21 protein-coding genes and 1 pseudogene are annotated in these 20,982 nt (G+C 63.3%); 14 read left to right on the top strand and 8 right to left on the bottom strand.

The window, feature by feature from the left end; genetic code table 11:
- The first annotated feature begins 70 nt into the window (after positions 1 to 70).
- The 4 genes from OVY48_RS21995 (at position 71) to OVY48_RS21980 (ending at position 4,277) form a co-directional block, all read left to right on the top strand.
- The gene (locus OVY48_RS21995; RefSeq protein WP_313924456.1) at positions 71 to 3,448 is read left to right on the top strand and encodes a DNA methyltransferase; all 3,378 of its coding nucleotides are present in this window, start codon (positions 71 to 73) and stop codon (positions 3,446 to 3,448) included.
- Positions 3,449 to 3,460: 12 nt separating this feature from the next.
- Positions 3,461 to 3,670: a hypothetical protein gene (locus OVY48_RS21990; protein ID WP_313924455.1), complete on the top strand. Its 210-nt coding sequence runs from the start codon at positions 3,461 to 3,463 to the stop codon at positions 3,668 to 3,670.
- A 12-nt stretch (positions 3,671 to 3,682) separates the two neighbouring features.
- Positions 3,683 to 3,805 carry a hypothetical protein gene (locus tag OVY48_RS21985; protein ID WP_313924454.1) on the top strand — a complete coding sequence of 41 codons (123 nt, stop codon included), beginning with the start codon at positions 3,683 to 3,685 and terminating at the stop codon, positions 3,803 to 3,805.
- A 112-nt stretch (positions 3,806 to 3,917) separates the two neighbouring features.
- Positions 3,918 to 4,277, top strand: coding sequence for a hypothetical protein (locus OVY48_RS21980; protein WP_313924453.1), 360 nt, complete (start codon positions 3,918 to 3,920; stop codon positions 4,275 to 4,277).
- 341 nt (positions 4,278 to 4,618) lie between these two features.
- On the opposite strand, the gene OVY48_RS21975 is transcribed toward OVY48_RS21980, so the two are convergent.
- Entirely contained in the window at positions 4,619 to 5,575 is a 957-nt protein-coding gene (locus tag OVY48_RS21975) for an IS1595 family transposase (protein WP_313924452.1), read from the bottom strand.
- Positions 5,576 to 5,681: 106 nt separating this feature from the next.
- On the opposite strand from OVY48_RS21975, the gene OVY48_RS21970 reads away from it, so the two are divergent.
- The 6 genes from OVY48_RS21970 to OVY48_RS21945 all read left to right on the top strand — a co-directional run bounded on the left by OVY48_RS21970 (position 5,682) and on the right by OVY48_RS21945 (position 13,334).
- Positions 5,682 to 5,912: a DUF6471 domain-containing protein gene (locus OVY48_RS21970; RefSeq protein ID WP_313924451.1), complete on the top strand. Its 231-nt coding sequence runs from the start codon at positions 5,682 to 5,684 to the stop codon at positions 5,910 to 5,912.
- A complete protein-coding gene (locus tag OVY48_RS21965) occupies positions 5,867 to 6,829 on the top strand; it encodes a hypothetical protein (protein WP_313924450.1) in 963 nt (320 codons plus the stop codon). The genes OVY48_RS21970 and OVY48_RS21965 overlap by 46 nt, the downstream gene beginning before the upstream one ends.
- Positions 6,830 to 7,505: 676 nt before the next feature.
- Positions 7,506 to 8,405 (top strand): ArsO family NAD(P)H-dependent flavin-containing monooxygenase, encoded by a 900-nt coding sequence (locus tag OVY48_RS21960; protein ID WP_313924449.1) that lies wholly within the window; start codon positions 7,506 to 7,508, stop codon positions 8,403 to 8,405.
- Positions 8,406 to 8,568: 163 nt separating this feature from the next.
- Positions 8,569 to 11,496 (top strand): calcium-binding protein, encoded by a 2,928-nt coding sequence (locus OVY48_RS21955; RefSeq protein ID WP_313924448.1) that lies wholly within the window; start codon positions 8,569 to 8,571, stop codon positions 11,494 to 11,496.
- Positions 11,497 to 11,557: 61 nt separating this feature from the next.
- On the top strand, positions 11,558 to 12,433 hold the full coding sequence (locus tag OVY48_RS21950; RefSeq protein WP_313924447.1) for an aminoglycoside phosphotransferase family protein: 876 nt from the start codon (positions 11,558 to 11,560) through the stop codon (positions 12,431 to 12,433).
- Positions 12,434 to 12,965: 532 nt separating this feature from the next.
- On the top strand, positions 12,966 to 13,334 hold the full coding sequence (locus tag OVY48_RS21945) for a UrcA family protein (protein ID WP_313924446.1): 369 nt from the start codon (positions 12,966 to 12,968) through the stop codon (positions 13,332 to 13,334).
- A gap of 69 nt (positions 13,335 to 13,403) precedes the next feature.
- Here the strand turns inward: OVY48_RS21945 and OVY48_RS21940 are convergent.
- The 3 genes and pseudogenes from OVY48_RS21940 to OVY48_RS21930 all read right to left on the bottom strand — a co-directional run bounded on the left by OVY48_RS21940 (position 13,404) and on the right by OVY48_RS21930 (position 16,527).
- Positions 13,404 to 14,478, bottom strand: a pseudogene (locus OVY48_RS21940) (ISAs1 family transposase).
- 187 nt (positions 14,479 to 14,665) lie between these two features.
- Complete coding sequence (locus OVY48_RS21935; RefSeq protein WP_313924445.1) at positions 14,666 to 15,409, bottom strand: LytTR family DNA-binding domain-containing protein; 744 nt, start codon at positions 15,407 to 15,409, stop codon at positions 14,666 to 14,668.
- 5 nt (positions 15,410 to 15,414) lie between these two features.
- Positions 15,415 to 16,527 (bottom strand): histidine kinase, encoded by a 1,113-nt coding sequence (locus OVY48_RS21930; protein WP_313924444.1) that lies wholly within the window; start codon positions 16,525 to 16,527, stop codon positions 15,415 to 15,417.
- A gap of 158 nt (positions 16,528 to 16,685) precedes the next feature.
- Here OVY48_RS21930 and OVY48_RS21925 point away from each other — a divergent pair, with 158 nt between their 5' ends.
- From OVY48_RS21925 to OVY48_RS21910, 4 genes are all read left to right on the top strand, one after another.
- Positions 16,686 to 16,895, top strand: coding sequence for a hypothetical protein (locus OVY48_RS21925; RefSeq protein ID WP_096061980.1), 210 nt, complete (start codon positions 16,686 to 16,688; stop codon positions 16,893 to 16,895).
- An 83-nt stretch (positions 16,896 to 16,978) separates the two neighbouring features.
- A complete protein-coding gene (locus OVY48_RS21920; RefSeq protein ID WP_069064926.1) occupies positions 16,979 to 17,233 on the top strand; it encodes a hypothetical protein in 255 nt (84 codons plus the stop codon).
- A gap of 160 nt (positions 17,234 to 17,393) precedes the next feature.
- Complete coding sequence (locus OVY48_RS21915; RefSeq protein ID WP_043154962.1) at positions 17,394 to 17,942, top strand: hypothetical protein; 549 nt, start codon at positions 17,394 to 17,396, stop codon at positions 17,940 to 17,942.
- A 130-nt stretch (positions 17,943 to 18,072) separates the two neighbouring features.
- Complete coding sequence (locus OVY48_RS21910; RefSeq protein ID WP_313924443.1) at positions 18,073 to 18,531, top strand: hypothetical protein; 459 nt, start codon at positions 18,073 to 18,075, stop codon at positions 18,529 to 18,531.
- Positions 18,532 to 18,541: 10 nt separating this feature from the next.
- Here OVY48_RS21910 and OVY48_RS21905 read toward each other — a convergent pair whose 3' ends face one another.
- From OVY48_RS21905 to OVY48_RS21890, 4 genes are all read right to left on the bottom strand, one after another.
- Positions 18,542 to 19,237: a tRNA (guanine(46)-N(7))-methyltransferase TrmB gene (locus OVY48_RS21905; RefSeq protein WP_313924442.1), complete on the bottom strand. Its 696-nt coding sequence runs from the start codon at positions 19,235 to 19,237 to the stop codon at positions 18,542 to 18,544.
- Between the two features lie 40 nt (positions 19,238 to 19,277).
- A complete protein-coding gene (locus OVY48_RS21900) occupies positions 19,278 to 19,673 on the bottom strand; it encodes an MAPEG family protein (RefSeq protein WP_313924441.1) in 396 nt (131 codons plus the stop codon).
- A gap of 79 nt (positions 19,674 to 19,752) precedes the next feature.
- On the bottom strand, positions 19,753 to 20,466 hold the full coding sequence (locus OVY48_RS21895; RefSeq protein ID WP_313924440.1) for a TorF family putative porin: 714 nt from the start codon (positions 20,464 to 20,466) through the stop codon (positions 19,753 to 19,755).
- Between the two features lie 10 nt (positions 20,467 to 20,476).
- Positions 20,477 to 20,887 (bottom strand): hypothetical protein, encoded by a 411-nt coding sequence (locus OVY48_RS21890; RefSeq protein WP_037476621.1) that lies wholly within the window; start codon positions 20,885 to 20,887, stop codon positions 20,477 to 20,479.
- Between the last annotated feature and the right edge of the window lie 95 nt (positions 20,888 to 20,982).

Here is a 20,982-nt window from a genome sequence, read left to right as displayed (position 1 = left end):
CGAGGGTGGTTGCAAAAGCGCTTGGCGGGACAGGCTTTTCCCCGTTAGCTGATGCGGCAGAGGGGTAGTCGTGGACATAAAGCATTTCATACAGCGCTGGCGGAACAATGAGGGCGGCGCTGAAAGAGCCAATTTCCCCCTGTTCCTGACCGAATTGGCGCAGGTGCTGGACCTGCCCCAGCCCGATCCGGCGGGCGCCACGCATATCCATAATGATTATGTGTTCGAACGCGCCGTGTCCTTTCGGGATGCCGAGGGCAAGACCGGGCATGGCCGCATCGACCTGTATAAACGCGGCTGTTTCGTGCTGGAGGCCAAGCAGAGCCGGGAACGGGGCGGCGGCAAGGAAGTCGCGCTGCCCGCGACGCAGCAGGCTTTGCCGGGCATGGAAGTGAGCGACGCGCGCGGTCGGCGCAGCGCGCATCGCGGCTGGGACGTGCTGATGCGCAATGCGCGCGAACAGGCGGAGCAATATGCCCGCGCGCTGCCCGCCGATCATGTGTGGCCGCCCTTCATCCTGGTGTGCGATGTGGGCCATGCCATCGAAGTATTCGCCGATTTTTCGGGGCAAGGACGCAATTACCGGCAGTTTCCCGACCGGGCGGGGTTCCGCGTCTATCTGGACGACCTGACCGACCCCGCCATTCAGGCGCGGTTGCGCAAGATCTGGACCGATCCGCACGCACTGGACCCGGCCAAACATGCCGCCGAAGTGACGCGCGACATTGCCAAGCGGCTGGCGAGCGTCAGCAAGTTGCTGGAGGACCGGGGGCATCAGCCGGAGCCGGTCGCCCATTTCCTGATGCGGGTGTTGTTCACCATGTTCGCCGAGGATAGCGGCCTGCTGGAACAGGGCAGCTTTCTGGACGTGCTGTCGGACGCGCGGAGCAACCCGGACAGTTTTGCGCCGATGCTGGAAGAGCTGTGGCGCACGATGGACAAGGGCGGTTTTTCCACGACGCTGCGCAAGGCGGTGCGCAAGTTCAATGGCGGGCTGTTCGCCGATGTCAGCGCCATTCCGCTGCGCAAGGAAGAGATTGGCGAGCTTTACGAAGCAGCGAAGCATGTGTGGACCGATGTGGAACCGGCGATTTTCGGCACCTTGCTGGAACAGGCGCTGGACAAGGATGAGCGCAAGCGGTTGGGCGCCCATTATACGCCGCGCGCCTATGTCGAGCGACTGGTCGAGGCGACCATCATCGCGCCGTTGAAGGCGGAATGGGAAGGGGCAGTGCTGGGCGCGGTCGAACTGGAGCGGGAGGCCAATCCGGCGGCGGCGATCAAGGTCGTGCATGATTTCCATGTGAAGCTGGCGCAGACGCGGGTGCTGGACCCGGCGTGCGGCACCGGCAATTTCCTCTATGTCGCGCTGGAACTGATGAAGCGGCTGGAAGGCGACGTGCTGGAAGTGCTGGCGGACCTGGGCGGGCAGGAGGCGCTGGCGATGGAGACCGAGACGGTCCATCCGCGCAATTTCCTGGGGCTGGAACTCAATCCGCGCGCCGCCGCGATCGCCGAACTGGTGCTGTGGCTGGGATACCTGCAATGGCAGATGCGCAACAAGGCGACGATCAGCGATCCGGTGCTGGAAAAATTGTCGAACATCAGCGCGATGGACGCGGTGCTGAAACATGATCCCGAACGGCCCAATGCCGATGGATCAGGCACAGAATTGCCCAATGCGCGGCGGCCGGAATGGCCGGAGGCGGACTATATTGTGGGTAATCCGCCGTTTATCGGCAAGGGCGCTGCTTTAAGGTCGGCTTTAGGTGATGCCTATGTCGAGGCGCTCTGGCAGGCCAATCCGAAGATCAACAAGTCGGCTGATTTCGTCATGTATTGGTGGGACCGGGCGGCGGAGATGCTGGTGCGCAAGGGCAGTCGGCTCAAGCGCTTCGGTTTCGTCACCACCAATTCGATCACGCAGGAGTTCAGCCGCCGGGTGATTGCCAAGCGGATGGAGGGACGGCCGCCGGTCAGCCTGGTGATGGCGATCCCCGATCATCCGTGGACGAAGGCAACACGCGATGCAGCGGCTGTGCGGATCGCGATGACTGTCGCTGTTGCGGGCAAAGCAGAAGGCATTTTATTAGAAGAGATTGATGAGTCTGGTGTCGATACTGACACGCCAGAAATCATTTTTCGGCAAACGGAAGGCGTCATCAACGCAGATTTTTCAATTGGCGCGGATGCCGCATCATCGCACGATTTGAATTCAAATGAGGGTTTATCTTGCAATGGTATGATGTTGGCGGGCCGGGGTTTTGTACTCGATGAAAGCCAAGCGCGTCACCAATTGCAGGCTACTGATGCCGATCAGGTCGTTAAGCCGTATCTTGGAGGGGCCGACCTAGTCCGAAAGAATCCTAGGCGATGGGTCATCGATGCCTTTGGTTTTACCGACGACGAAATCCGAACAAAATTTCCTGAAGTGTATCAACACTTACTACAGACCGTGAAGCCAGTCAGGGCGGCAAATCGACGTGCTGCATTTCAAGCCCGATGGTGGATATTCGGCGAACCTCGGCGGACATTCAGACCGGCTTTGGCAGGTTTAACGCGTTACATTGGCACAACCGAAACGTCCAAACACCGTATTTTCCAATTCATTACGACTGACGTAGTGCCGGATCACATGATCGTTTGCTTCGCATTCCAAACGCCCTACGAACTTGGCGTTTTGTCCAGTAAGACCCATACGGAATGGGCGCTCAGGGTTGGCGGCTGGCTGGGCATAGGCAATGATCCTCGCTATTCCAAAAGCAAAGTTTTCGATCCTTTCCCCTTCCCCGACGCCACCCCCGCCCAGCGCACCATCATCGGCGACCTCGCCGAAGAACTGGACGCCACGCGGAAGGCGGTGCTGGCCGAACATGGCGACCTGACGCTGACCGGCCTGTATAATCTGCGCGAGAAGCTGGTGAAGGGCGAGGCATTCAGCGATGTCGAGCAGGACCAGCGCCGCCGGGGGCGGGTGGACATCATCCATGAACTGCACAGCCGCATCGACGATGCGGTGGCGGATGCCTATGGCTGGCCCCGTGACCTGAGCGACGAGCAGATTGTCGAGCGGCTGGTGGCGCTGAATGCGGCGCGCCATGCCGAAGAGAAGCAGGGCATCGTCCGCTGGCTGCGGCCCGACTATCAGATTCCCAAGGCGGGCCTGACGCAATTGTCGGTGCGCAAGGATGTGGCCGAGCAGATCGAAGGGCTGTTGCCCGAAGCCAAGGCGAAGAAGCCGGCCTTCCCGCGCGACGCCATCGGCCAGACGGCGGCGGTGCTGGCCGAACTGCGCGGCGGCGGCGTGCTGAGCGCCGAGGCCATCGCCATTCGCTACAGCCAGGGGCGGCAAGTCCAACGGCGGATCGCCGCGACGCTGGAGGCGCTGGAGCGGCTGGGCCATGTGGCGGGTGATGCTGGGGGCTATCAGTTGCGCAAGGTGGCGTGAGGCGGGCCGTCGATGGCGATGCCTATCGGCTATGCGGATGTGACGCGCTGGCCAGTGGTGCGGATCGAGGACGGCGTAGAAGCAGGAAGGGAAGACCCTCACCCGACCTCTCCCGTGAAGACGGGAGAGGGGAAGAGGATCGTGGGGGCGTCGAAGGCGCTGGAGCGGCTGGGCCATGTGGCGGGTGATGCGGGTGGCTATCAGTTGCGCAAGGTGGCGTGAGGCGGGGCGTTGATGGCGATGCCTATCGGCTATGCGGATGTGACGCCCTGGCCAGTGGTGCGGATCGAGGATGGCGAAGAAGCAGGAAGGGAAGACCCTCACCCGACCTCTCCCGTGAAGACCGGCATTATGTAGCAAACGCACCAACACAATGACAGACATAATCGCGCGCGTGCCGTAATGTCATCGTATGAGCATCATAGCTATATCCGCACTGGTGAGACGCCGCCGCGAACTGACTTGTCGCATGAACATGCTGGCAGATGAACATGCCGGGCTTTCCGATGAATTAGCGGCATTAGACAGGGTGCTGGCGTCGTTCGCTCCCGACATGGATATTGAGGCCATCCCACCGCTTCGCGTCGTTGGCCGCGTTACATGGGCGGCGAAGGGAGAAATAACCCGCGCCGTGTTCGCAGTCCTTCGAAAAGCTAATGAGTCGATGACAACCGACGCCATAGCCCAGCGCGTTGCGGAGGATCGCGGGGAGGCTATGTCGCCGCGCATCCGTAAGTCGGTCTACAAGGCGCTGGATCAGGCCAGACAGCGTGGGAGTGTGGTGACTATTGTAGGCGGTTGGCGGAATGCCAATGACACGTCGCGCTAGATCGGCCAGCTTACGCCTTTGATTCGGCGGAGTGTGATATGGATTGGAAGGCTAGACCTGATGGGAACGTGGCAGCTTGCCCGGTGGAAGATTGGCTCATTGCTGTTCATGATGAAGTGCTGGTATTCCAACTGCGCTATCATGCAGAAGATGCACAGGGATCAGTAGAGGTTCACGACTTGCCTCTCGCGCTGCCTGCGGCGCTCGCCCGGCAATTCGCAGCGCAGATAAAGGAATGTTTACAGACCGGAGACTCGCAGTCCGGGAATCCATTGCGTCCAACAAGGCAGTAGAATGAACACCCATAACGGTATTCAGTTACCACAGGTATTAGGATACCGTCAAGCCGCCCGCTGCCAATATCCCTTCCACTGGCGGCTAATCGGCGCTTCCATCGCAGCGACACCGACCTTGCCAGCCTGCGCGCCGTTGGCGACGCGGCGGTTATCTTCGCGCCACGAAGCCTCACCGGCATAGGCGTTCAGATAAGGGCCAGCGATATGGTGGTGCGTGCCGACTTCCATGCGGCGCAGACGGCTAAAATAGCTTTCGGCCTGATTGGTGCAAACGCCCTTGTCCATGTAGCGGAACGAGTGATTGACGCGGCCCGTGTCGTAGGCGGCGTGCAGGGTATCCCATGCGGTGCCTTCGTCGGCATGGACGGTAGCGCCAGCTTCAACCACAGAGCGAATAAAGGGCACACCCTGGGCTTCTGAGCTGGTGACGGTCGAGAGGGTGCGGCCATCGCGTTCGCGGGCGACGACCACGACTTGACGCTTGCCGGTGCGGTTTTCCAACAGGCGGCGATCCTTGCGATCGGCCTTTTCATTGGCAGGCTTCACATAGCCCCCGAAATAGGCACCATCGACCTCTACAACGCCACCAAGGGTAGCGCCCATGTTCTCGCGGGCCATGGCTTCGCGCAGCTTGTGCGTGAGAACGAACGCCGTCTTATACTGGCAATCCAGATCGCGGCTCAATTGCAGAGCGGCGATGCCCTTAGCACCGTTCACGAAGATCACGATCGCGGCCAAGAGGTCGGTGAACGACATTTTGCGGCTTGCGAAGATCGTGCCGCTAGTGACCGAAAACTGGTGATAGCAGGCAACGCACTTGAACTTGCGGCGCGACGTGATGTTGTAGGTTTCGACGCAGCCGCAACGCGGGCAAACCGCTTCACCGTCATTTTCCGGCCAACGCATTTGGCAGAACGTCTCATAAGCCTTGGTTTCGCCCATGGTGAAAACAGCCTTGAGGCTGATCGTGCGGGCTTGGCTTGAAAGGAGAAAGTGCTGCATGCCATCGTATCCGTTGCTTATGCATCGTATATAATGGCATTCATGCACTGTTGTCAATGGCAAACGTATCGCATATGATGCACATAACATCATAGGAGATACGACCATGCCTAAGACGGCGAAGGATTGGGAAGATCAGGTAAAGTCGATGCTCAAGGCAGAGCTAAAGCGCCGGGGGCTGTCCTATGCCGACCTGGTGGGCAAGCTGGCGGACATCGGAGTCATGGACTCTGAGCCGAATATCAGGAACAAGCTGAGCCGGGGCAAATTTACAGCGGTGTTTTTGGTGCAATGTTTAGAGGCTATCGGGGCATCGGCGCTGCACTTGCGGGATTAGGCGCACTCATAACTGCCGCTGGCTTCGGCGCATATTGGGGTTCGCTATACAGCCCCGATCATAAGCAATATCAGACTGTAGGACACAGCCAAAGCGCCAGCGGCGCTTATCACGGCGTAGCAGAAGGCCCTCCAGAGCTGGCGGGCCTCCCCGGCCCAATAGAACGAGCGATAGCTAATCCAGCCCCCCAAAGTGGCCAAGATCATGAAAAACGTGATCTCGCTGCCCAAGAGGCGATGTCTGTCTGGACCTTCTGGATGCTTGTAGTTTCGGGGCTGATGGCGGCTATAACTACGCTCGGCACCGTTCTCATTTGGAAGCAAGTAAGCCTTACCCGCCAAGCAGTGGAGGATACGGGGAACGCTACCAAAGCGATGCAGGACGCCAACGAAATCGCCCGCGCGGCCCAAAGGCCTTGGGTCGCGATCGACTGCCACTTGGTGAAGTTTGAACGAAAATCTCACTTGATGACAGCTGAGTTCATCGTCGAATTCAAAAACATTGGTAAGAATATTGCCTACGACTGCTACCATTGCGCCCACGTCAATATTGTAAATCCCGACAATAGAGAGCCTATTACTCGAATAATGCATCGATTTTATAAGGCTAGATCGGATAGAATTAAGCCGAACGATCCTTTTATACCTGGGGATACTAGTGAAATAAGAATTAGGTCTAATTTTGCCTTTTTCAGAAATAACAATGTCACTGACCAGCTTAGCCCCGTCTCTGCAACGGTAACGGCGGCTGCATATTACAAATCCTCCCCCGGAGGAGAATGGCACGAAACGGAAATCAGCTTTCTTATTTTCGGCCCCGACGAATTCGATATGGTTATCCACCCCACGATCGCGGAGGGCGTGCTGGGTGGAAAAGCTATCCATTTGCGGAGATACGTAAGTGGAGCCATTTCCTAACCCCAACGCGAATGCGACCAGCGCCCCAATCACGCTACGCCCCCATCTGCGATACGTCCGCCATCGCAGGCGCGGACGTGTGCAACCGCCTTGGTGCGTTTGCTACATAATGCCGGTGAAGACGGGAGAGGGGAAGAGGATCGTGGGGGCGCTGGAGGCGAAGCGGGCGGCGGGGACGGCGCCCAAGCCGGTGTTGAAAATCGCAGCCGGGGCAAGGCGTGGTAGTGATCGCCAGCCGCTACAGCCAGGGGCGCAATAGCAAGGCATGGACGGGAGCCTATAGCTTGTTGTTCCCCGGCGAAGGCCGGGGGCCAGTCCCACGGGCAGAACTGGACCCCGGCCTTCGCCGGGGAACAGCGCGTGTGAGTCAGGCTTATGGCGCGATGGTATAAGGCGCGTCCTTTCCGTGAAATGTCTGGCCAAGTGCGCTTGGCTGGCGCACCTTCGGCGCTACCGTGCCGCTGCCTGATCCTGCCGCCGGGCTGGCGGAGGGGCGGTGCGGCGATTGAGGATGTGAGGCTATGACCGATCCTGTCGTGCGCGATATCGTTATCATCGGGGGGGCGGGCAGATGGGGGGGCGCTGGGCTATTATCTGCGCCGGGCGGGGGCGGATTTCCTGATTCTGGATGCGGAAGACGGGCCGGGTGGGGGGGTGGCGGCATGGGTGGGAGTCGTTGCGGCTGTTTTCGCCCGCTGGCTATAGTTCGCTGCCCGGCTGGCTGATGCCGCCGCCGACCCATGCGGGCTATCCGACGCGCGATGACGTGCTGGGCTATTTGCGGGACTATGAGGCGCGCTATGCGCTGCCGATCGAGCGGCCGGTGCGGGTGGCGGCGGTCGAGCAGGCGGGCGATGCTCTGGCGGTCGTGACCGACAAGGGGCGCTTTGCCGCGCGGATGGTGGTCAGCGCGACGGGCACCTGGTCGCATCCCTATATGCCCGACATGGCGGGGCGGGCGCTGTTTGCGGGGGTGCAGGTCCATTCCGCGCATTATGTCGGGCCGGACGCCTATGCGGGGCAGAGCGTGCTGGTGGTGGGCGGTGGCAATAGCGGGGCGCAGATCGTGGCGGAACTGGCGCCGGTGGCGCGCACCAGCTGGGTGACGACGCACGATCCGCTGTTCCTGCCCGATGATGTCGATGGCCGGGTGCTGTTCGAACGGGCGGTGGCGCGGATGAAGGAAGGGCCAAGCGATGTGCCGGTGGGCGGCATTGGCGATATCGTCATGGTGCCGCCGGTCAAGGCGGCGCGGGCGCGCGGTGACCTCAGCACCCGGCGGCCTTTCGTGCGGATGACGGCGACGGGTGTGGTGTGGCCGGACGGGACGGAGACGGCGGTCGATGCGATCATCTGGTGCACCGGCTTTCGCCCGGCGCTGGCGCATCTGGCGGGTCTGGGCGTGGTGGAGGCGGATGGGCGCGTTCTGGTGGAGGAGCAGCGGTCGATCAAGGCGCCGCGGCTGTGGCTGGCGGGCTATGGCGACTGGTGCGGGGCAGGATCGGCCACGCTGATGGGCGCGGCGCGGACGGCGCGGGATCTGGCGGCGAGGCTGGTCGAGGCGCGGGTGGTTTAGGGGAGGGGGGCTTTGCGGGCGGAGGGAGCGCGCCTGCGCACGCAAGGCCACGGAACGGCACACGGCGATGACCCTGTCTGATCCTCGGCATCATAGAGGTCGTAACAGTTGACCCGCCAGGATTTATTGTCCAGTCCATAGCCACTTAAGTCGGAGAAATGCTGTGGCCGTTACATTTGGTTCGCCTGGTGATGATGTATTTAACGGTACGGACGGTGATGACGAAATCTATGGCTGGACCGGTGCCGACATCATTTACGGCAATGGCGGCAACGACAAGCTGTGGTCCGGCACGGTCGACCCCTATGCGGGTGCCACGATAGACTGGACGGGCGTCGATATCGGCCTGGAGCATGACCAGATATTCGGGGGCGACGGCGATGACATCATCGGCGTCGGCACTGGCGACGATGTCGATGGTGGAGCGGGAACGGACCGGCTTTATTATTCCTTCTATGGCGCGACAGACGGGGTTACCATATCGACGTCCCAGTTTCTGGGCGAGGCACCGCGCATCATTGCCGGCGGGACGATACGCAACATCGAAATCGTGGTGCAGCTGGAGGGTAGTCGCGCCAGCGACGTGATCGATGCGGCGACCCAAAGCGAGCGGATCACCATCTTTGCCGGAGACGGTTTTGATAGCGTGACCGCGCATGACAGCAGCGTGACGCTCTATGGTGGTGCTGGCGATGACCGGTTTTTCAGTGGGACGGCGGCCGACTTTTTCAGTGGCGGCGAAGGAACCGACACGGTCGATTACAGCCGCTATGGCCAAGGCGTCACCGTCACCCTGGGTCAGTCAAACTGGGGCGAGGGGCCGGACGGCGATCAGTTTGTCGATGTCGAGCAGGTGGTGGGATCGGCCCATGCCGACACGATTTCCGGCAACGACCAGGCCAATAATTTGGAAGGTGGCGACGGCGATGACGGCCTGTCCGGGCTGGGCGGCGATGACCTGATGTTCGGCGGTGCCGGTAACGACCAGATGATGGGCGGAGACGGTGGAGACACGCTGTTCGGCGATGCAGGCGACGACCGCATGTCGGGGGAAGCCGGCAATGATTATCTGGTTGGCGGCAGCGGCAACGACCAGTTGTCCGGTGGCGACGGCGATGACGAACTGTCCGGCGGCCAGGGCAATGACCTGTTGGAAGGTGGGCGCGACAACGACACCATCTATGGTGGCATCGGTGACGATGTGGTCCGCGGCAATGATGGCGATGACAAGCTCTATGGCGACGGCGTCATCAGCAGCACTGGCGATGGCGACGATCTGATCGAAGGCGGGAATGGCAATGACCTGATCCGTGGCGGGGGCGGTGACGACACTCTTTATGGCGATTCGGGCAATGATGATCTTGCCGGGGGTAGTGGCAGCGACGTCATTTATGGCGGCGACGGCGACGACTGGATCGATGGTTTTGGCGAATATGGCTATGGCCTCGACGAGCATCCCGATATTCTTTTTGGCGGTGCGGGCAACGACCGCATCAGCATATCCTATGGCGACAGCGCCGATGGCGGGATTGGCGATGACAGCCTTTTCGCCAACTTTTATTCCGGCGCTACGAGTGGTGTGTCCGCTGACCTGACCCTGTTGACCAGTGGCGGGGCCCTGAACATCGGTGGAGGGACATTGTCCGGGTTCGAATATGTCAGCGGTCTTTCGTTGACCCAGTTCGATGATGTCGTCGTCGCGGGCGCGGTACGCAGCGCGGCCGAAGGGATCAGCATCGACGGTTGGGGCGGGAATGATGATCTGACCGGCAGCCTGGGCGTCGATATGATCTATGGCGGCGATGGCGATGACATCCTGCGCGGCGGGCTGGGGCGCAATAGCGATGTTTCGCCGGGTCTTGATCGTTTGTTCGGCGAAGCGGGTAACGACACCATCCTCATCGATCGCGATGGCGCATTTGCCTTTGGCGGCGAGGGTGACGACCGCATCATCGGCGGCGATGGCGACGATGAGATACAGGGTGACAATGGCGATGACGTTCTGAGTGGTGGCGGCGGGAATGATGCTCTCGCCGGAGGGGACGGCGGGGATTCCTTGCAGGGCGACGCCGGGGACGACATTTTGGACGGCGGCGCTGGCGACGATCGCCTGTTGCCAGGGACGGGCCACAATATCGTCGACGGCGGGGATGGGTTCGATACGCTGGTTCTTACGGGTGGCGTTGCAAGTTACAGCTATCTCGTGTCGGGCGCTTTGACTTTCGTCATAGGCGAAGAGGGCGCTTCGCGGATCGTGAATGTCGAACATGTCGCCTTTGCCAACGGGGCGCTGGGAAGTGCCGATCTGGCGGGTAGCTTGTCGGCGTTTGACGGGTTGCGCTATATCGCGGGTTATGAGGACTTGATCGCTGCCTTCGGATCCGATGCAGATAGCGCGACCGCGCATTATGTGGCGAGCGGCTTTGCCGAAGGGCGCGATGCCAAAGAGTTCGACGCGCTCGATTATATCGCAGGCTATGACGATCTGATCGCCGCTTTTGGTACCGACACGCAGGCCGCGGTGCGCCATTATATCGATGGCGGCTTTGTCGAAGGCCGCAGCGACGCGTTGTTTGATGGACTCCAATATATCGCCTCCTATGGCGATCTGATCGAGGCATTCGGGGCGGACGCGGACGCCGGGGCGCGCCATTTCATCCAGGGCGGTCGTGATGAGGGACGGAGCGACGATCTGTTCGACGGGCTGCAATATGTCGCGTCCCATGGCGATCTGATCGGCGCGATTGGTACGGACGTGGAGGCGGCGGCCGAGCATTTCATCAAAAACGGCTATGGCGAAGGCCGAATGGCCGACGATTTTGACGGCTTGCGTTACATTGCGTCGAACGCGGACCTGATCGTCGCGCTGGGCGATGATGATGACGCGGCTGCGCGCCATTATATCTTGGCAGGGCAGCAAGAAGGCCGGGATGTCGACGGGTTCGATGCGCTGGCCTATGCGGCGGCCAATCCCGACCTGGCTGCCGCTTTCGGTAGCGACGTCGATGCGCTGACCGAACATTATATCGACACGGGCTATTTTGAGCATCGTGTGGTGGCTCCTGGCGCGGACATCTTCATGGCAGGCTGAGGCGCACCCGCCGCAAAAGGGCTGGTCAAGCGCGCGCCGCTGCGGCACAGCGCGCGCCATCATGAGCCTGCCTGATCCTTCCACCTTTATCGCCGCCGGGGCCAGTGCCGAGGTGTTCCGGCTGGGCGAGGGGCGGGTGTTGAAGCTGTTTCACGACGGGATCGACCCCAGCATCGTCGCGCGCGAATATGCGATCGCGCGGGCGGTGCAGGCGAGTGGGCTGCCGGTGCCGCGCACTTATGGCGTGCAGGAAGCGGGCGGGCGGCAGGGGATCGTCTATGCCGACATGGATGGGCCGGACCTGCTGGCCTATATGGCGCGCAATCCCCATCGCGGGCGCTGGGCGCTGGGCGAGATGGCGCGGTTGCAGCAGCGGATTTCGGAATGCCATGTGCCGACGCTGCGCAGTCGCAAGGCGATATTGCGCGTGGACATAGAGGCGGCACCGGTGGGCGAGCGGCTGCGCGCGGCGGCGGTCGACCGGCTGGACCAGCTGAACGAGGGCGATGCGCTGTCGCATGGCGACCTGCACCCCGCCAATCTGATCGTGACCGAGGAGGGGCTGGCGGTGATCGACTGGTCGCGCGCGGCGCGGGGCATGGCGGCGACCGATGTGGTGCGGACCGAGATGGTGATGCGCTTCGGGCCGGGCGGGGATGTCGGTGGCGAGGGCGGCGCGGCTGTGCTGGGCTGGGCGGCGGCGAAGATGCGCGATGCGGCGAGCGCTTATTATGTGCGGCGGCACCGGGCGCTCACTGGGCTGGACCCCGAAGCGCTGGCGGCGTGGCGGGCGCTGGTGGCGCTGGCGTGGATGCGGCAGCGGGCACCGTCGCGCGATGCGGCGTTCGAGGCCTATCTGGTGGAGGCGTTGGAGGTGGCGGGGCTGCCGCCGCTGGAGCGGGATGCGCCGCCCATGTCGTTGGTCGGGCCTGATTGACGGTTGATCCCGCGTCCATGCCGCCCAGCGGGAGCGGAGGGCCGATTATCGAACGGACGGCGCATCGGGCGTGCGCTGCCCTATAATGGCGGTAAGTTCAGAGACGGTTCAGCCCTGATGGTGTCGTCTCCGGCCTGACAGTTTACCCTGATCCCGGTGTGCCCGACAGCAACCTGGATACGCCCTCGGCCATCCCTTGCGCCGGGGGCGTTTTCTATTGTCCCTCCCATCGTTACGATTCGCGCTTTCCGTTACGGCACATGTCGTTCGTGGCGGGGCGAGATGTCGTTCGTCCTGCGGTTTGTCGGCGCGATTTTGCGCTTCGTCGGTGCAGGCGTCGTTCGCCGATGACGCGGGCTGCCGGTCGAAGCGGGCGGGCATCGGGCGGGGCGCAGGGCTAAACAGAATGGGCGAACGGGGCAGGACGCCGACCCCCCAAGACCCCCGGCTCCCCGTTCGCACCCCCCGGCCCGCTGCGCAGCCCCCCCAATTTGGCGGCGGACCGGCCAAACCAGATTTTGTAAGGAGATAGATGATGTTCCGTTCGACCCTGTTTGCCGCCGCCGCTTCCGCCATCCTGTTCGCCAGCGCCGGTGCCGCTTCCGCCGAGGATTTCGCCTCCAATGGCCGCACCAGCCCGGTCTATCATGGCGACCTCGACCTTTCGAACCCCGCGCATCAGGCGCAGTTGCGCAGCCGCATTGCGCGTGCCGCCAAGCGGGTGTGCGCCGCCAGCGACCTCGCCACCGAGCAGGCGTGCAAGGCCAAGGCGATCGCCCGCGTCGAAGCGCCGATCAGCGCCGCGATCGCGCGGGCCGGCCGAGCGAACGCGAGCGATGCGCGATGCGCGCGGCAAGGATGGGTTGCCGCTGGTCGCGAACTGATTGGTAGCGCGACGTGATAGAGAGAAGGCCCGGTGATTGCCGGGCCTTTTTTTGTGTTTTTTCCATCCTCCCCTTGCAGGGCAGGGCTATCGCATATGACCAAGCATTGAGAGAAGGAATGCATCGTTCCAGCCCGCCCGTTTGATTTTGCCTTTGATTGATCCCTTGTCCGGGTGGGTTCTCAAGATGTTGAGCGCAAGTTTCCTGATCAGCGCGAGGTTTTGCGGGGCATGGTCCTTTCGGCTTCGCGCGGCGTCTTCGTCGAAGGCGACGTCGAGCACCCAGTGCATCTGGTTTTCGATAGTCCAATGCGCACGCGCGACTTCGATCAGCCGTTTGGCGGTCAAAGGCCGGGACAGAAGGAACCAGCGTTTGACCGGTGGCTCGTCCCGACCAGCGTTGCGGCGACACGTTTCCACGTGCCCCACCGCCGCGATGCCGGGGAAGTCGAGGGTTTCGGCGGGCACCACGATCGCGTGTCGGATTTCGGTGCGATCATGGGCCGGGCCTGACCGGATCGTGGCGACATCCGCCTGCTCGCCCATTGCGATCAGCGCTTTGGCGCTGGCTAGCAGCTTTGGCCGGTTTTCCTTGATCGCCAGGGCATAGTCGGCACCGGTTGCGAGAATGGCCTGCGCCGTGTCGGGCCGGCAATGCAGGGCATCGGCGGTGACGATACAGCCGTCCAGACGCAACAGCGTAAGCACCTCCAGCACGCCGGCGACTTCATTGCGACCGGGTGCCAGCCGCGCTGGCCAATGACCAGACGCTTCTCGGCTGCCCAGACATTGACGAGATGCAGCGGCGTCGCCTTGCGCCCACGTTCATACGCCCCGCGCAAAGCCTTGCCATCAATCGCCACCACGCCTTCGAGGGCACCTGCGAATGCCGCCGTAAAGCGTGCAAACGCCGCTTCGAACGGCTCGGGATCGAGCAACCGGAAGACCCGGCTGAACGTGTCGTGGCTCGGTGGACCATGCTCCAGATCCACCACCTGACGCAGCAGGCCCAGCTTGGCACGGGCAAATTCCGCCATATCCGTACAATCTTCGGCACCGCACAGAACCGCCGCAAGCGCAACGAAGATCAGTTCGAGAAGTGCCGCGCATTGCCCGCGCGCGGATCGTCAACCTCACCGAAATATGCCGAAAAATCATCCATCGGTCGCCTCCAACTATGGAGACCACCCAAGAATCCCATTCGATCAATCGTTCAAGCCCATATGCGATTCCCCTGCCTGGCAGGGGAGGTGGCAGGGCGTAGCCCTGACGGAGGGGTGTCACGCTCTCGATAGGGTGACACCCCTCCACCACTTCGTGGTCCCCCTCCCCTTACAGGGGAGGATTGGTCAGCGGCCGGTCATGGCTCTCGCGTTGGCGAGGAAGGTGCGGCCGATGCGGATTTCGTTGCCGTTGGCCAGCGCGGCGAACCAGACGCCGCTGCCGTCGTGGCGCAGGCGGGCGATATGGTCGCGGCGGACGATGTGGGAGCGGTGGAGGCGGACGAATTGCTGCGGGTCGAGCCGTTCCTCCAGGCTGCTGATCGTCTGGTGGAGGAGGTAGCTGTGGGTGCCGACGTGCAGGCGCATATAGTCGCGCTCCGCCTCGATCCGGTCGATCTGGTCGGTGGCGATGCGGATCAGCTCGGACCGGTGCGGCACCCAAAATTCCTCGGCCCAGTCGGTCTGGGCTTCGGTCGAGATGGCGGGGGCGTCGGTGGCTGGCAGGCTGCGCGCGGCCTCGACCCGGTCGATCGCGCGGGTCAGCCGGTCATGCGCGACGGGCTTGAGCAGATAATCGACGGCGGCAAGATCGAACGCCTCGACCGCGAAGCCTTCAAAGGCGGTCACGAAAATGACGGCGGGACGCAGGCCCATGCGGCCGACCGCGCGGGCGACGCCGATGCCGTCGAGCAGCGGCATGGCGATGTCGAGCAGGACGAGGTCGGGCTTCAAGGCTTCGATAAGGCGCAGGGCGGCTTCGCCATCGCTGGCGGTGCCGCACAGCGTCAGGCGCGGTTCGCGCGCGCACAGCATCTGCAGCCGCTCGATCGCGAGCGGTTCGTCATCGACGATCATGGTGCGGATGGACATGGGGATCAGCAACTCTGGCGGATGATGGGGAGGGTGATGAGGACGGAGAAGCCGCCGCCCTCACGCGGACCATAAGCGATGCGGCCCTGATCGCCAAAGCGCGCGGTCAGCCGGTCGCGGACATTGGCGAGGCCGATGCCGCTGCCGCGATCGGCGTCGCCGGGCGGCTGGTCGCCATTATCGGTGACGTTGATGTGGAGCAGGTCGCCATCGGCGCGGGCGGTGATGCGGATCTGCACCGGGCTGGACGTGCGCGAAACGCCGTATTTGATCGCATTTTCGACCAGCGGCTGGAGGATGAGGCCGGGGACGCAGGCGGTCATCAGGTCGGCGGGGATGTCGATGACGCTGGTCAGCCGTTCGGGGAAACGGACACCCTCGATATCGAGATAAAGCTGCTGGAGATGGACTTCCTCAGCCAACGGCACGTCGTCCAGCGGATCGCCGGTCAGGCTGGTGCGGTAGAAGTTGGAGAGCGACAGGATCATCTTTTCCGCTTCGTCGGGCTTGTTGCGCATGACGAGGGTCGAGAGGCTGTTGAGCGTATTGAACAGGAAATGCGGGTTCACCTGATAGCGCAGCGAGCGCAGTTCGGCCTGTTGCGCAGCGCGTTCCAGCCGGGCGGCGCGGCGTTCGGTGCGGTGGACTTCGCTGGCGTAGGAGAGAGCGAGGTAGAGCGCGGCCCAGGCGGAGAGGAAGAAATAGCGGCTGATCGCATCCTCGACGATCTGGATAAGCGCGAAATGTTCTTCGCTGCGAAATTTCATCCGGTCGCCATCGGTGAAGATGTTGACCGGATCATAGACGTTGAACATGTAGAAATTGGCCGATGCCATGGCGAGCGCGAAGGGCGCGGCGAGCGAGAAGGCGGCGACGACGCGGACGCTCAAGGGCTTCGTGTCGAAGCGGCGCAGCATCAGGTAGAAGATCCAGGTCGTGACGATGCCGATGACGGTGACGATGGCCCGGCGCGCGGCCAGCTCATAGGGGGCATCGAAGCCCATGACCGTAGCGCGCAGCGTGACCAGCACGGCATAGAATAACCAGAAGCCGAGAATGGAATAGAGCGCGATCGCGGGCGAAATGCCGCGTTCGCCGTCGTCGGGCGCATTTGTCATGGCATCCTGTTTACGCGCGCGTGGGCCGCTTGTCGCCCCATCGCGTGGCTGCTGGTCGAAGCGGTTGGCGCGTTGGTCGAACGGCGCGCGGGAACCGGGATGCGGCCCGGCCCGTTGATCGGGGGAGATGCCTGTGTGGCATCGAGGAGGAGAGACGCATGACCCCGATTGATCATTCCCAGACCAAGGCCCACGAGCAAGCCGACGCGGCGCGCAGCAGCGACGCGCAGGACCATGTTCGCGATGCCGAGGAAAAGCTGGACGAGGAATTGGAGGATTCGATGGACGCATCCGATCCGCCGTCCAGCACGCGACCCGGTGACAAGGGTGAACCCGTGCCATCTTCGGGCTTTACGCCGGAGGATTGATGGTTTTTCGATCCGAACGATGATAGACTTTGCGGGCGGCAGGTGAAGCCATCGCCGCCCGTAACGAGAGGAGCCTGCACCCCATGCCGACATCCGCAACCCCCGCCGTCGAGCGCATTGCCCGCGTCCTGGCCGGACGGCATCTGAGCCATAATGGCGAAGGCAGCGATCCCCATGCTTCAGGGGCCGTGGATGCGGCGTGGCAGGACCATGTCGAGGACGCCTATGCCATATTGCATACGTTGCGCGAACCGGACGCGCAGATGGCGCAAGCGGGCGACGTGGCGGTGTGGCGCAGCATGATCGGCGCGGTGCTGGCGCGGCGACCAGGGGCGTAACGGGCGACGCGACCAAATGATGATTGTCATCCGATTTACATGTTGCGCTGCACAAGGAAATCTGATCCCTTGTGAACGGCGGCGGAACAGGCGCTTAAGCCTTCAGTAACCATAGAGGGCGCATGTTCTGACGATCGACTACACGTCGGAGGGCATGAACATGGGTACGAGTGCAAAACCTGCAGACGGCGCCATCACCTTGGCGGAACTGCGCGAGTTCGCGAGCTTCTCGTCTGCCACGCAACGTTATATTCGCCGGTCGCTCGACATCGGCCTGCATCGCCGCGACGCGATGAAGCTATGGTCGCGCGACATGGTCGAGGAAGCCTCCATCCGGGCGCAGGCGCGCATCTATGGACGGCTGGACGAGATCAAGGCGCGGGTGCCCGACGATAGCGGGTTGGAGCAGGTGGAGCCGTTCATGGCCCCGCTGGTGACGATCTCCGCCTTCGACCTGGGGCAGGACCGGCTGGCCAGTTTTTCGTCCTATCGCTTCCTGTATGAGCGGCTGCTGGGCGCGGGCGCGCGGCCTTGGTTACCCGGCGCCTTCTGCGCGGCGGCGAGCCTGCCGCATCTCCACCCTGAAAAGCGGCGCATCTTGTTGCAGTCGATCAGCGAGGCGGCGGCGACAGCGGCGGGCTGGTCCAATCGCGAACCGAGCTTCTACCCCGAATGGGTCGAGAAGGTCGATCTGAGCAAGGCCAACTGACACTGGACGTCGGTGCCCGCATCCGGGGGGAGGCGGGGATTGGCGAAACTGACGGCGCAGCGGACGTGGTTCGCTGCGCCGTTGTCATATCGGTTGGCCTGGTCCGGGTCGGCCATAGGGGAGCGAAGCGATGCGGATGATGGGCAAGATGGCAGCTGCGGCTTCGATCGTGATCGGATCGGTGGCGACCCCATCGGTTGGGGCGGCCCCAGCGACCGTTGTGCGCAATATCGGCGTCGGCGATCCGCAGCGGCGGGCGGTGCTGGATGCGTTGCGGCCACAGATTGCGCGTGACCTTGGGCAACCAGTGCAATTCGTGGTGCGGGCCTTGCGCGTGCAGGGCGACTGGGCCTTCGCCCATGTCGTGCCGCAGACGACGGCCGGTGATGCGATCGATTTTACCCGGACGCGCCATGCCGAGCGGCTGCGCGCCGGGATGCTCGATGGGGCGGATGTTTATGCGCTGTTGCAGCGGACAGGCAGCGCGTGGCGGGTCCGCGATTTCGTCGTGGGGCCGACAGACGTGGCCTATCTGGCATGGCCCGACGCCCATGGCGCGCCGCCCGCGCTGTTCGAGGGGACGGACTGAGCCCTGCGGCTCAGCGCTTGCGATAGCGGAAATACCAGACTTCATGGCCCAGCCGCCGGGCCTTGGCCTCATAGCGGGTTTCGGGCCAGCCGCCGGGGCGGGTGAGGAAATCCTTGGGGTCGCTTGCCAGCCAGTCGAAATCGGGATGGCCGTTCATCACCATCAGCGCCCAGCGCAGATAGACAGGGTGATCGGTGCCGAAGCGAAATTCGCCGCCAGGCTTGAGCTTGCGCGCGATCATCGCGACCGGGCCGGGGTTCATCATCCGGCGCTTGGCGTGGCGCGCCTTGGGCCAGGGGTCGGGATGGAGCAGATAGACGAAGCTGAGCGAGCCGTCGGGGATGCGGTTCAGCACGGTCAGGGCGTCGCCCATATGGACGCGGACATTGCCGAGCGCGCCGTCGCGAATATGGCCAAGCGCGGTGACGACACCGTTCAGGAACGGCTCGCAGCCGATAAAGCCATGGTCGGGCAGCAGGTCGGCGCGCCAGGCCATATGCTCGCCGCCGCCGAAGCCGATCTCGAAATGGAGCGGGCGGTCATAGCCGAATAGATCGGCGGCGGTGATCGGGCCTTCGTTTGGCACGGACACGGCGGGCAATAAGGTATCGACCAGTTCCTGCTGCCCCTGGCGCAGCTTGTGCCCCGACTGGCGGCCATAGAGGCGGTTGAGCGTGGTCGGATCGCCGGGTTTATGCGCTGTCATGGGGCGGCCGCTTAGCGGGCGCGGGCGCGCGGGGCAAGGGTCAGAGACCGAGCAGGGGCCAGAGGACCATGCCGAGGCCGATCAGGCTGACGAGGAAGATCAGCGTACGGATCATGGGGATGCCGAGCGCGTAGACGGGGAGATAGGCGAGGCGCGCGCCCAGCCAGATCCAGGCGCCGAGCGCGGTCGTGTCGCTGGTGCGGCCCGCGAGCACCACGCCGATCAGCGCGACGATGGCGATGGGCAGGGTTTCCTGAAAATTGGCCTGGGCGCGGGTGAGGCGTCCGGCGAGGGGATGGAGCGGCGGGAGCTTTTCGTCGCGCGCGCCCATGTTCCAGCGCGGGCCATATTGTTTGGTCTTGAAATGCGCCGCTGCGAAGATGTGGACGAGCAGCAGGACCATCGACCATGCCAGTATCGTCAGTTCGACAGCCATAGCGCGCGCCTCCATTGGGATAAGGGGCGCACGCTATGGCATTGCGGCGGGCGCGACAAGCGCTGGATGTGGCGCGCGCTTAGAGGCTGAAGCCGACGCGGGCGATCAGGCGGTCGCCGGCATGGGTGCGGCCGGGGCCGTCTATGCCGCTGCCGGCATAGCGGATGCCAGCGAACCATTGGCCGCGATACCAGTCGAGCGCGACGCCATGGTCCCAATAATTGCCATCCGGGCGCAGGCGGGCGGCGGCGAGGGGATCGCGCACGCTGCCCGACGAGCGGCCGACATGGCCCGACAGGGTGAAGGGCGTGCCGGGGACGGCGACGGCGGCGGCGGCGGAGACATAGAGATTGTCGCCGCCGATCGCCGATTGGCGCGGGGCATAATGAGCGGCGATGTCGACGCTAGCCGGGCCGATGAGGAAGCCCGCCTGTGCGCCGACTTCGCCATAGCCCTGATCCGAGGCACCGGGGAAAAGATGATAGCGGCCCTGCGCAGTCAGCCGCCAGCCGCCAATCTGCTGCGACCAGCTGGGGCCGATGTCGATCGCTGCGTCGGCGCCGCCATGGCGGGTGCTGCCCCATAAAGTGGTGGCTGCGCCATCGAGGCTGAGGCCGGAGGTGACGGGGATGGACAGGGTGCTGCGCAGCACCGGATCGCCATCGCTCCAGCTCAGGCCCCGGCGGCGTTCGTCGCTGGCGGCTTCGATCGTGGCGGCAAGGCCGCGATCCTGCGCGATGGCGGGAAGGGCATGGACGGCGAGCCCGAACGCCGCTGCCCATGCCACCCGCATCGGTTTGGGATCAGTTCGACGCAAGCGCGCGCACCGAATCCAGTTCGGCCATCAGCGGCGCGCGATCACGCTCCGCCATCGCCACCAGCGTCGATTGGATGCGATCGCCATGCTGGGCCAGCACCCGCTGTTCCAGCCGGTCGTCGCGTGCGCAGGCACCGGCTTCGCTGCCGGAAAAGCGCGTGTCGCTGGCGAGGGTGCGGGCGAGCGCGGGGCCATGGTCGAGCTTGCGATCGACGACGACCGTCGCGGTCCACTTGCACCGCTGCATATCCATGCGGTTGGGCGTCTTTGCGCCCACGGTACGCGCTTCGACATCGGCGCGGGCGGTGTAGAGCGCCTGCATCGACGTGCCATGATGATCGAGGGTTACGCTATGCGTGGCGGCAGCGGCCGCCAGCGCGATGAGAGTTAGGCTCATTATCATTCTCCTGCGTTGCGGCGCCGGGCTATATTGCCCGATCACCTGCGGCGGATGTAGGTATCCACTGTTGCCAGCTCATTGCCGAAGGGCGA

Origin of the sequence: Sphingobium sp. SA2 (assembly GCF_032227065.1) — a bacterium.
Lineage (GTDB): Bacteria > Pseudomonadota > Alphaproteobacteria > Sphingomonadales > Sphingomonadaceae > Sphingobium.
The sequence above is the reverse complement of the archived record's forward strand: the minus strand, read 5'-3'. Positions and strand labels throughout refer to the sequence as shown.